The sequence below is a fragment of the Christiangramia portivictoriae DSM 23547 genome (genome assembly GCF_000423045.1).
Taxonomy (GTDB): domain Bacteria; phylum Bacteroidota; class Bacteroidia; order Flavobacteriales; family Flavobacteriaceae; genus Christiangramia; species Christiangramia portivictoriae.
Window position 1 is genome coordinate 137,419 of record NZ_AUHF01000001.1, and the last position, 13,200, is coordinate 150,618.

Consider the following 13,200-nt stretch of genomic DNA (forward strand, 5'->3'; position numbering starts at 1 on the left):
TCGTTTCCGTTACAAAATTAGAATCGCTTGTTACAATTTTGTAACTATAACGTTTTAGTGTGATTTTATCTTTTCTTGTAACCAACTGTTAATGTTGGTTTTACGATAATTTTTACAATTTTATAACGATTCTGAACCCTATTGCAACATTATCAAAAATGAACCTCTAAAATTTAGAATAGTTTAGACAAGTCCATTAAAAATTGTGATAATGAGAAATATTTGGGTCTGGTCTTTAGTAGCTGCACTAGCCGGTTTTTTATTCGGATTTGATACAGTGGTTATATCTGGAGCGGATAAACAATTACAAGAATTATGGAATACTTCAGATGCATTTCATGGTTCGATTGTCATGGCGATGGCATTATGGGGGACAGTAGTTGGTGCTATTTTGGGGGGTATACCTGCCAATTTATATGGAAGGCGTAATACCCTAATAGGTATTGGTGCTCTATATTTAGTATCTGCCTTAGGTTCTTCATTAGCTACAGATCCTATAACGTTTGCGATATTCAGGTTCTTAGGAGGGCTGGGAGTAGGAGCATCTACCATTGCAGCCCCAGCATACGTTTCAGAGATTGCTCCTTCAAAAAGCCGAGGTAAGCTAGTTTCGCTTTATCAGTTCAATATTGTATTCGGGATACTAATTGCTTTTCTGTCAAATTATCTTTTAAGAGATTTTGGCAATCAGCCATGGAGATGGATGATAGGAGCTGAAGCAGTACCTGCGGTTTTATATCTAATATTAGTATTCTTTATTCCAAAGAGTCCTAGATGGTTGTTTTCAAAAGGTAAGGTAGCAAAGGCAAAGAAGGTTTTACAAATTATTCAGCCAAATTCATCAGACCTTGATAAGACCCTAAGAGAATTACGGACTCAGGCAGAAGTTGAGGAAGTCAATGAAAATATTTTCATGAAGAAATATCGATTTCCTCTTATGTTGGCCTTTTTAATCGCCTTTTTTAATCAGTTATCAGGTATAAACGCATTTCTATATTATGCACCCAGGATTTTTGAATCTGCCGGCCTTGGAGAAAGCACCGCCTTATTAAGTAGTATTGGGGTGGGAGCCATCAATCTAATATTTACATTATTTGGTGTTTTTCTTATTGATAGAATGGGACGAAAAAAATTAATGCTTATTGGTTCCATTGGCTACATAATATCTCTAAGCCTGGTTGCGACGGCCTTTTTCCTTCATTGGGGAGGCATGTGGGTACCTATTTTTCTTTTCATTTTTATTGCATCACATGCAATTGGTCAGGGTGCCGTAATATGGGTGTTCATCTCAGAAATCTTCCCTAATAAATTAAGAGCCTCAGGTCAGGCATTTGGAAGTTCTACCCACTGGGTATTAGCGGCTATAATTCCTTCTTTGGTTCCGCTTTTATTTACGACAATTGGCCCCGGATATGTATTCGCCTTTTTTGCATTCATGATGGTCCTTCAATTGTTGTTTGTCATTTTCATGATGCCAGAAACCAAAGGGAAATCTTTAGAAGATATAGGTCTTCATTTACCAGATAACTCGAACGAATCAAGAACTTTAGAAATCACTACAAAATGATCAAAACCTCCTTAAAACTGGCCTTCGGCCTGATTCTATTTTCCTGTATAATATCCTGTGGCAATAAAAACTCCCAGGAAGCTAATAAGGATATGGCTTCCAAAAAGGAAAATGATTCAATAGCCAATGACACCTATCGGCCAAATTATCATTTTACCCCTAGAGAGAAATGGATGAATGATCCAAATGGGTTGGTTTATCAAAATGGAAAGTATCACTTGTTTTTCCAGCATTACCCAGACAGTACCGTTTGGGGGCCAATGCACTGGGGACATGCGGTGAGTAAAGACCTTCTTTCCTGGGAAGAAAAACCTATTGCCTTATACCCTGATAATCTTGGGTATATTTTCTCGGGTAGCGCTGTAGTGGATAAAAATAATACTGCCGGTTTTGGTAAAGATGCAATGATAGCCATGTTTACCTATCATGACCCAAAGGGCGAAAAGCAGGGAAGTGACAAATTTCAGACGCAGGGTATAGCCTATAGTTTAGATGAAGGAAAGACCTGGACCAAGTACCAGGGAAACCCGGTTATTGAAAATCCTGGAATAAGAGATTTTAGAGACCCGAAAGTTTTCTGGAATGAAGAAAAAGAAAACTGGCAAATGTTACTTGCAGCAAAAGATCATATCCAGTTCTATGAATCAGATAATTTAAAAAAATGGGAGAAACTAAGCGATTTCAAATTTCAGGATAATCAGGAATTGGGAGTATGGGAATGTCCAGATCTTTTTGAACTTGAAATCGCAGGGACAGATGAGAAAAAATGGGTTCTTATAATAAGCCATGGAGGAGAAAGTTCTCCAAATGGTGGTTCTGGAACACGCTATTTTATTGGCGATTATGATGGTGAAAAATTCACAACTGAACAGGTACAAAGCAAATGGATTGATTATGGAACAGATAATTATGCCGGTGTTTCCTATAATAATATGCCTGATGATCGAAGAGTAGTGATAGGTTGGATGAGTAATTGGAATTATGCTACAACAACTCCAACTGAAGGATGGCGTAGTGCAATGACTTTACCAAGAGAATTAAGCTTAGTTAAGGATCAGAATGGTTACCACCTAAAGACTAAGGTAATTGAGGAAATAAGTACAGTTTCTGAAGAGCTGGAAATGGAACAGAGCAAATCAGAAGACGGTATCACTATAAATTCCAGGGAACTTTCGAATAGCATTATAAGTTTTAATGCAGAAAATCCTGAAGGATTGCAGGTAACTCTTAGTAATAATTCCGGAAATGAATTCATAATGAGTTATGAGGATGGAACCTTTTATACCAATAGAAAGGGATCTGGATTAGTTGATTTTAATGAGAAGTTTACAAATACAGAACCTCAGGAAGTTGAGATAGGCAAGGTTGAAACCCTCAAGGTTAAGCTATACATAGATAAGTCTTCTATTGAAATTTTTCTCAACGAGGGAAATTATGCGATGACAAATCTTGTCTATCCTGAATCACCATGGAATACTTTAAATATCGATACCGAAAAGGTAACCGAAATAAAAGATATACAGACAAAAAAGGTTAACCTAATCCTTATGGATAAATAGGAATTAAAAGCATCAACTAATAAATAAACCAGACTGATGAAAAAAATGATAATACTAAAACTATTCGTTGCAATAAGTCTTATGACTTCCTGCCATGACGATGATGTAGTGTTTGTCAATGAGACCGACAATCTTCAAATAAATAAACGTCTTGAGTTTAAACTTGATGAGTCCACTGGTAATACTACTACTGAATCCGAAACCGGCAATACCTTTGAAATTGAAGGAAAAGCGGTAAACCGCATGAGTGGAGTTTCAGAAAATGCCATATTTTTTGACGGCTTGACCAACGAAATCAGCGGGGAAATCGATACCAATCTTCTTCCTGATGATGAAGTGACTATTTCGCTCTGGGCGTCACCAAGATCTTATCCTGTTGGAACAGCTGCAATGCTTGCAATGACTTCTGAAGGCTCAAGTACTGGGATTATGGTAGGCCTTAATAAATTTGGACAAATCGTTGTACAATATTTCATCGATGGTTCCTTTTCTCAAACAATGACGAATCAAATTGTCCCAAGAAACCAATGGAATCACATTCTGGTTGGGATAAGCCCTTCATCGCAAAGCATTTCAATTTATATGAATCAGGAACAATTGACTACAGGTAATATTCCTGCCGGTTCGATTTCCTGGCCTTCTGGTTCCACGCCTATTAGTATTGGAAAAAATACAATGGGAGAAATGATGGGTATTTTTGACATTGATTATTATTCTGGTGCACTAGATGAAATTCAAATTTATTCAGGTTTTGCTACTCCCGCAGTATCAGAATTTATATCTGCCCAATATGGCTCACCTGCTGAGCCAGACTACAATTTAGCCCTGGATTATTCAGAGGATCATAACCGACCAATCTATCACCCTATTCCAGATTTTGGTTGGGCAAATGAGTCTTATGGTTTGGTTGGTTTAGATGGGACATACCATATGTTCTATCAGAAAAATGAAGTTTTCCTTGGTATAGCGAATCAGAACTGGGGACATTTTACAAGTCCAGATTTAGTTAATTGGGAAGAGCAAGATGCAGTTTTATGGCCTTCTACAGGATGGGATAATTTTGGGATCTGGTCTGGTGATGCAATAATCCTTGAGGATGGAACTCCTGCAGTGGTTTACACGGGTGTAGATGGAGTTAAGGCAGGTATTGGAACCGCATTTTCAGATGATAATTATCAGACTCTGGATAAATTTGACGGTAACCCGGTTATCCCTGCCGCGCCACCGGAAGTTGATCTTGACTTCCGAGATCCTTACGTTATTTACAAAGATGGTTTATACCATATGATCATAGGTAGTGGAATATCATCCATTGGAGGTAATGTGGTTTATTACACCAGTGCAGACTTTGAAAATTGGGATTACCAGGGAATCCTTTTCCAGGGCCAGCAGAATCAGGGAGAAGGAAATTTCTGGGAAATGCCTGTACTACACGAATTCGAGGATGGTAGGTTTATATTATTGGTTCAAAAAACTCCAGATGCTACTCCTGCCATAACATTCTACTGGACCGGTAGATTTGAAAATGGAGTTTTCACTCCAGATTTTGAAGATCCGAAATACTTGGAAGTGGTTAACGGGTTTTTATCTCCAGCCGTTACTGTTGATGATCAGGGTAGAACCACCGCAATCGGAATTATACCAGATGAAGTGGCACCAGAATTTCAACAGGCACAGGGATATGCGAATCTCTTCAGTTTAGCCCAGGTTTGGACTTTAAGCGAAGACGGAACTATCCTCATAGAACCACATCCAAATCTTGAAAATTACAGAGGAGAAGAAACTAATTTCGGAAATATAGATGTTGATCCCGGAAGTACTGATAATATTGATTTCAACGGTCGACATTTTGAAATTGCAACCACCATCAACACTGGAACTTCAGAACGTTTCGGATTTATCCTAGGACAGTCTGAAACCAGCGGAGAAGAATATAGGGTTTATTATGATTTTGGAACCCAGGAATGGGTAGTTGATGCCTCTGATTCTTCAACTTCAGATCTTGTAAGGAGAGATGTTCGAAGAGGAGATTTCAACATTAACCAGGGAGATTCTGTTGATGTAAGGGTTTTCGTTGATGGTTCGGTTCTAGAAGTCTTTATAAATGGAGAGTCACATTTTACAGGTAGATTCTTCCCCGAAAGTGATGATGCTAATGGTGTTGATTTGTTCACTGAAGGTGGATCAGCATCTGCAGATGTTACTATTTATGAAATTCAGAATAATTAAAAACAAGCAAAAGCCAATTATGAAAAATTTAATTGTGATAACGCTCATGTTCTTTAGCCTCGGCATGTTGGCTCAAAACAAGACAATAACGGGTACTGTAACTTCTGAAGAAGGTATACCTGTCATTGGGGCTACCGTGGCGGTAAAGGATACGAATCGTGGTGCGATGACCGACTTTGATGGAAATTTCGAACTGGAGGCCAGTAATGGTGAAATTCTCGTAATTTCCTACATAGGTTTTAAAACTAAAGAAGTTGCTGTTGATCAGTCTTCCATTTATGGTATTACTTTGACTGAGGATGTAGCCCAACTCGATGAAGTTGTAGTCACCGGTTATACATCAGAAAAGAAATCGGATATAGCAGGAGCAATAAGTGTGGTTGATGTTGAAGAGCTTTCTCAAGAGTTCAGTCCGAATATTATTACAAGCTTACAGGGTCGAGTTCCAGGAATCCAAATTAATTCCGGGGGTACCCCAGGGGGAAATGATTCTCAAATTGCGATACGAGGATTAACGACAATTACTGCTGGTTCAAGCCCTCTATGGGTAATCGACGGGGTTCAAACATTCAATCCTTCTTCTCTAAATCCAGATGAAATAGCAAGTATTCAGGTTTTAAAGGATGGTGCTTCAACCGCACTGTACGGAACCTCTGCCGCAAACGGCGTAATTGTAGTTACCACCAAAAAAGGTAAGGAGGGTGTTTCAGAGTTTGCTGTAAAATCTGAAGCTACTGTTAATATGCTAAGAGACAAGGTTGATATTTTAAATGCTCGTCAATGGGCAGATGTATATTATGAGGCTAGAGCGAATGATGGTATTTCAGGAAATTTTAATGTACTAACCGATAATGGTACTGGATTCGATATTCCTGAGTTTTTAGATGAAGCTGAGTTAATTAGATCATCCGACACAAATTGGTTAGATGTAATTATTGATGAATCGATTTCATACAATACAGATTTCAGTTATCGATATGGTAAAGAAGACATGCAAATATTTACGAGTCTGAACTACACTAAAGATAATGGTATCCAAAAGTATACGTCTTATGAAAGATATAATGCCAGGCTGAATTCAAGCTTTGATTTCTGGGACGATAGAATTACTGTAGGGGAGAACTTCCTGTATTCAAACTTTAATGAAGTTCAGGCTAATGAATTTGAAAATGCCATACTCCAAAATCCACTAATTCCAGTATATACTGTGGATGGAGATTATACAGCACCTACCATCCAGGATAAAGCAAACTCGCTTGCCAATCTGTGGTCCAATAGAAAGAATGAACAGCGGAATAATCGTTTGCTAGGAAATGTTTTTGCTAAAATTGATATGCTGGATGGTTTAACTTTCAATACTACTCTGAATTTTGATTATACAGAGTTTGCATTTGACACCAGAACGCAACCTTTTGTTCAGGTAGGTAGAATTCCAAGTGTGTTTAATAATATTACGGTCTCAAAGGATCGGAACAATTCTTTAAGAACGATCTGGACTAATCTCCTTACCTATGATTTCGAAATAAACAAGCATCGAATCAATGTTCTTGGAGGAGTTGAGTTTACAAACGAAGATTTTGAATCTACAGTAGAACTAACGAATGGAGTTGATATTACAGAATATCCAAAATATATCATCCAAAGCGATGCAGAATTCAGGACCATTGAAAATGAGATTAACTATAGAAAACAATCATTCTTTGGATCTCTTAAATATGTATATGACGACAGATATATCTTATCCGGTAGTATAAGAAGAGACGGTTCTTCCAGATTTGGTCCAAATAATAAATTCGCCATTTATCCTGCAGGATCAATTGCCTGGAATGTTTCAAACGAAAATTTTCTTGAAGATTCCGATATGATTTCAAATCTAAAATTTCGTGCCTCTTATGGTATAAATGGGAATGATCAAATTCCGAACTATTTATATCTAAGTACTTTTTATAATAGCTCAATTGGCAATGCAATTGAATTCCTAAATTATGATATTGATGGTGATGGTTTTGGAATTTCAGAGGGGATTGTACAGGCAAGACAGGCCAACCCCGATATTCAGTGGGAGCAAACTGCCCAGACAAATGTAGGATTTGATATAGGTTTCTTGAGAAATCGTCTTACTCTTAGTACGGATTTCTTTGATAAAAGAACAACAGATTTACTTTTACAACCTATCCCACAAGCAATAAACGGTGAAGCAGAACCTCCGTTTATTAATGCAGGGGAAGTATCGAATATTGGTTTCGAAGCGGTTTTGAGTTATCAAAATAAGGCCGAAGGGGATTGGTATTATGGCGTTGACCTGAATTTCTCTAAATATGAGAACAATGTCGAATCACTTGATACAGATAATAACTTCCTTCTAAATGGGGTGTCTATAACCAGGGCCGGAGATCCAATTGCTTCCTTCTATGGACTTATCGCCGATGGACTCTTTAGAACGCCAGAAGAAGTAGCTGTCCATGCGCAACAGCCAGGAAAAGGTCTGGGAAGAATAAGATACAGAGATCTTAACAATGATGGGGTGATTAATTCTGATGATAGAACTATTATAGGAAATCCTCATCCAGACTTTATTTATGGAGTGAGTTTAAATGTAGGATATAAAGGTTTTAATCTTAGCGCCTATTTCGACGGTAAGCATGGACATGATTTATATAATACTCAAAGAAACTTAGGTGATTTCACCTACTTCAGTTTCAATTTTGGGGAAAATACGCTCGATGCATGGACACCGGAAAATGCGAATTCAAATATTCCTGCATTAAGTACAAGTAATGTAAATAACGAAACCCAGCCTTCAAGTTACTTTATCGAAGATGGATCTTATTTTAGAATGAAGAATATTACGCTGGGCTATACTTTCCCTCAGCAGGTAACAGAAGGGATTGGTTTAAATGAACTTAGACTTTATATGTCTGGACAAAACCTTTTAAACTTTACCTCCTTTTCTGGATTTGATTATGAAGTATCCGGTCTTGGAGCTGGAGGTATAGGGGTTGCCGGATATGGTATTCCTCATATAAAATCAATCACTTTCGGAGTTTCAACAAAATTTTAAAAACATCTTATGAAAAGAACAATGAACAAATCAATAATTGGATTATTCCTTCTTGGAATAACATTGATCGTCGGCTGTGTTTCAGAAGATGATCTGGATGTAACCGAGTATAATACGATTTCGGAGGACAATTTGGAGCCTGAACAACTTGTAATTGCAGCATATAGTGCTTTGGATTACCGATATAATACTGGTGATTTCAGGGATCTTTATCCATTTGATCATGCTCCTTCTAACTGGCCAACATCTGATATTCGTTCTGGAGATGCCTATAAAGGGGGAGGTGGAACAGGAGATAATCCTGGAGGGGGAATGCACCAACTGGAAACCCATAATTTATTCCCTTCCAGTGATAATGTCTATAACCTATGGAGGTCTATCTACTTTGGCTTGAAAAGGGTTGACACTGGAATCAGGTTTTTAGTAAATCTGGAAGATGGAGAATTTGAGAATAGAGATGTAAGACTGGGAGAGTTATACACTCTAAGAGCTCACTTCTATTTCGAAGCGATGAAGAATTTCGGTTCGATTGTATGGTATGATGAGAACACTCCAGTAACTGATTTCACTAATATTCCAAACACGTTTGATGAGGCCTTTATTTGGGAAAAAATCGAAGGTGATTTAAACAGAGCAATAGGTTTACTTCCAGCAACTCAGCCTGATCTAGGTAGGGTTAATGAAATGGTGGCCAGATCATATTTGGCTAAAGCTCATCTGTTCCAGGAAGAATGGCAAGAGGTGATTAATCAAACAAATATCGTAATCAATTCTGGTCAATATAGGCTAGTTGAGGATATCGAAAGATTATATTCAGAACCAGGTTATGGAAACCCAGAGAATATTTTTGCAATACAATTTTCTATAAATGATGGATCACAATATGGTAATCTAAATTTCGGAGACCTTTTGAATTCTCCAGACAGTCCATCTGACAATCCTAACCATCCATATCTGAACGGTGATGACTTTCATAAGCCTTCACAAAATCTAGCCAATGCATATAAGGTTGGAGAAGATGGATTACCACTATTCAATTCATATAACACTTCAAATATTGATCAAGAGGATCTGGTAGATCCCAGGCTTGATCACGTTATAGGAAGACCTGGAATTACATGGAAAGATTGGGGACCTATGGCTCAACAGGAAAACTGGAGCAGGGATAGCGGAACTTATGGTTTGTATGTAAGAAAGAAAAACATGATCTATCCTACTTCAGATGGAATGGCCTCGAATCCTAATGGATTCCCATGGGCCCTAGGAAATCTTGACTTTCCTTTAATCAAATATTCCGATTTACTTCTATGGAAAGCAGAAGCCTCTATAGAATTAGGAGAAGTTGCTACGGGGATTGAAATCATTAATCAGATTCGCCTTCGAGCAAAGAACTCTCCCTCTGTGAAGGACTTTGAAGATCCTTCTGAGGACGCTGCAAATTATCTTATTGAACCATATTCAACCAGTATGTCTCAGGAAATGGCAATACAGGCACTAAGATTTGAAAGAAGACTTGAGCTTGCAAATGAAGGACACAGATTTTTTGATCTTGTAAGATGGGGTATTGCTGATACTTATATAAGTGAGTATGTAGCAAGTGAACAGGCTAGAAGACCTTATTTAACAGGGGCAAGCCTTGAACCTCACGAATATTATTTACCGATCCCACAGGTGGAGATTGATGCTAGTGGAGGTACATATACTCAACGTTCCGGATATTAAAAACTAATCAAAATCAATTAAAACTTTATAGAATGAAATCATTGAAAAATATAGTAAGGTATGCTGCTGGTATGTTACTCTTATTGCCATTTTTCCTGCTAAACAGCTGTAGTGAAGATGATGATAATTTTGAAGATGTAGTGCCAGACTTCGCTCAGGCCATCATAAGATCTTTTGAGATCAATGGGGAATTTGCTCAAATAGAACATACTTCAGCAACCATCACCATGACGTTACCTGCGGGAACTGATCTTTCTGCAGTAACGGTAGACTTAACGGCACCTGAAGGCACCACTGTAACACCTGAATCAGGTTCGACCATTGATTTTTCGAATGGGCCGGTAGTTTTTCAAACCATGGCTGAAAATGGAGCAAATAGGGAATATACGGCTTCTATAGGCGCTTACGGTGATCCTAAAATTTTAAGCTTTGCTATAGGGGAAAATGTTGCTGAAATTGATGAAGAAAATAATACTATTTATATTGAAATTGGTAGCCAGGATGGTGATATAGCAGATCTGGCCCCCAATTTTGTCATTGCAGATGGAACTAGTGTGGATATAGCATCTGGGGTTTCCAGAAATTTCACTAATCCGGTTACTTACACCGTTTTGTCAAATGATGGATTCAGTGCCACGGAATATACAGTAACAGTAGAACAGATAGAAGCTCCAAAAATCAGCTCCTTTACTGTTGGAGAGTCTTCCGGAGTAATAGACAATGAAGAAAATACGATTTACGTATCAGTTCCAGCAGGAACAGATCTCTCTGGTTTAAGTCCGGTTGTTGAGGTGCCTGAAGGACAATCTGTAAGCCCCACTTCAGAAGAAGAGGTAGATTTTACTGATCCTGTAGAATATACTGTAACGAATACAGAAGATCAAACTAAAACGTATACTGTAACTGTGGAAACACAGCAGGCTAATCCTACAAAGTATGCATTTTTAGGTGAGCAGGCAGATATTGCCTCATTAGTAGACGATGATGCTAAGGCGGCTGCTACATGGATGGAGAACACTTACGGAGATGAGTTTGAATATATTCAGTTCAGTGAGATTTCTCCACAATCCATGGCTAGAATTAAGGTGGCCATGATTTATTATCTAACGCCCGCTGAAGATTTAGGTTATAGTGCTACTCCTGATAATGTGTCAACTTTATTACCTCCAAGTTTAAGACCTGAAGGAGCTAAAGCCCAGGTCTTGAAAAATTGGGTACAGAATGGTGGAGATATGTTAATCGCGGGAGATGCTAATCCATTGATTTTCTCATTAGATCGAGTTCCGGCAGACTTTTCCGCACCTAGAGAACCTGGTAATTATGTTTATTCAGAATTTGGTTGTGCCGAATCGGCAGGTTGTGTTGATATGGGCAAACCAGCAGACGATATCTGGGGGCTTGGAATGCGCCCGGCTAATAATTCACAGGATAGGCAGGGACACCCAGTATTTGACGGGTTAAGCTTTGAGAATGGCGAATACCTTGCGCTGCAAAATTCTGCTACAAGAGAAGTTCGATTGATCTGGTGGCAACATTTTGATGGAATATTAAATCCTAGTTGTTGCGGACAGGACGCTGCCACTACTTTCGAGCAGACTTTAGCTGCTATCAAATTTGGAACGTTAAGACATATTGGAGATGCTTTTGGGTATGGAGCTGTACTTTGGAACAGAACAGATATGAATACACATGAAATGTTTGACGATCAGATCTCAAAAGATTTTAAAGGTTCTATATTCAGTATCCAGAACACAATTGTTGGCTATGAATGGGATTCTAATGGAACTGTAAATGATTACCAATCAAACATCGAAACGTTCACTGGAAACATTTTAGATTACCTGTATAACTTAGAAGACTAATAAATCATTAACCATGATAAAGACGTATAAATTCTATATTCTCTGTTTCATATCCATGACTATGTTCATGGGCTGTGATGAAAGGGATAATTACGACGAAGATTTAGACCCGGTTCTTAATATTGTAACCTCTTTGAAAGGTAACGGGACCAATGCCACTGTAAACGATTTACAGGGGACTATAAACCTGGTGTTACCTCCCAGAACCGATATTACCAACGTAGAATTAAAAATTGAGGCTCCAGAAGGAGTCGAGATCAATCCGCCAAGCGGAACTATGCTTGATCTTTCTCAGAGACAGGAAATTTCAGTTAGCTATGGTACGTCAATTCGAAATTACCAACTTATAACCAGGGTACTTCCAAGTAAAATTGGTTTCCTTGGCGAGGCGGAAAGTTATGAAGTACTGATAGCAAATGCAGATGATGATATCGTTGCAGCAGCCCAGTGGGTTAAAGAAACTTATCCTAATGATTTTCAATATCTGAATGCTGCGGAAGTCACTTATGAAGATCTAGAAGAGTTTAATGTTGTTGTATTTTATTATGATCAGGTAGGTACATCAGAACTCCCTGCAGTTTTTACTGAAGGAAATAGTAAGTCTGCCTTTATTCAATATGTTGTGGAAGGGGGTAAGTTGCTCTTGGGAGGAATGGCCACAAGCTTTGCTGAGACAATTGGTAGAGATAACAGTGGATTACAAACCATTCAAGGGAACGGGGAAGGTTTTGAGTCTCCAGATACCTGGACCATTGATGGTGGGGTTAATTTCGTGAATCCGAAACTCAATCACCCTATTTACACGTATAATCCTGGGCTCATTGAATTTGATGAAAATGGGTTCATACCAATAATAGATGCCGGATACAGAGAAGACCATAATAACCTTTGGGATGCTTCAGCTCTCTTAGCAGCGGGAAATCAACTTGGTCAATTCGGTGAGTTTGAAAGACTGTATAACGGAGTAGTTCTAGCCGTTTGGGGAGGAGTTGCAGATGAATGCTGTCCAGGAATCATAGAGTTTCAGCCTAAACCTCCTTATAGTGGTACTGTAATAGCTATAGGTGTAGGAGGTATAGAGTGGAATATGAATGATGGTCGTACGAATGAATACAGAGATAATATCGAAGCTATTTATAAAAATTCCATTGACTATTTGTCTACTCTTTAAGAATTAGTCTAACACTGGCTGAAGGTATA

7 protein-coding genes are annotated in these 13,200 nt (G+C 38.4%); all 7 read left to right on the plus strand.

What is annotated here, in order from left to right:
• The first annotated feature begins 211 nt into the window (after positions 1–211).
• From G529_RS15320 to G529_RS0100710, 7 genes are read left to right on the plus strand one after another with little or no spacing between them, the layout of a single operon-like run.
• Positions 212–1,567, plus strand: coding sequence for a sugar porter family MFS transporter (locus tag G529_RS15320; protein ID WP_035695363.1), 1,356 nt, complete (start codon positions 212–214; stop codon positions 1,565–1,567).
• Positions 1,564–3,126, plus strand: coding sequence for a glycoside hydrolase family 32 protein (locus tag G529_RS15325; RefSeq protein WP_051201304.1), 1,563 nt, complete (start codon positions 1,564–1,566; stop codon positions 3,124–3,126). The genes G529_RS15320 and G529_RS15325 overlap by 4 nt, the downstream gene beginning before the upstream one ends.
• Before the next feature lie 36 nt (positions 3,127–3,162).
• Positions 3,163–5,355, plus strand: coding sequence for a glycoside hydrolase family 32 protein (locus G529_RS0100690; protein WP_084509716.1), 2,193 nt, complete (start codon positions 3,163–3,165; stop codon positions 5,353–5,355).
• Positions 5,356–5,374: 19 nt separating this feature from the next.
• The gene (locus tag G529_RS0100695) at positions 5,375–8,416 is read left to right on the plus strand and encodes a SusC/RagA family TonB-linked outer membrane protein (RefSeq protein ID WP_169513765.1); all 3,042 of its coding nucleotides are present in this window, start codon (positions 5,375–5,377) and stop codon (positions 8,414–8,416) included.
• A gap of 9 nt (positions 8,417–8,425) precedes the next feature.
• Positions 8,426–10,138, plus strand: a complete 1,713-nt coding sequence (locus tag G529_RS0100700) for a RagB/SusD family nutrient uptake outer membrane protein (protein WP_026913698.1) — start codon at positions 8,426–8,428, stop codon at positions 10,136–10,138.
• 32 nt (positions 10,139–10,170) lie between these two features.
• Positions 10,171–12,000 carry a DUF4960 domain-containing protein gene (locus tag G529_RS16055; protein WP_051201306.1) on the plus strand — a complete coding sequence of 610 codons (1,830 nt, stop codon included), beginning with the start codon at positions 10,171–10,173 and terminating at the stop codon, positions 11,998–12,000.
• A 13-nt stretch (positions 12,001–12,013) separates the two neighbouring features.
• A complete protein-coding gene (locus G529_RS0100710; RefSeq protein ID WP_084509718.1) occupies positions 12,014–13,171 on the plus strand; it encodes a DUF4960 domain-containing protein in 1,158 nt (385 codons plus the stop codon).
• The last annotated feature ends 29 nt before the right edge of the window (positions 13,172–13,200 follow it).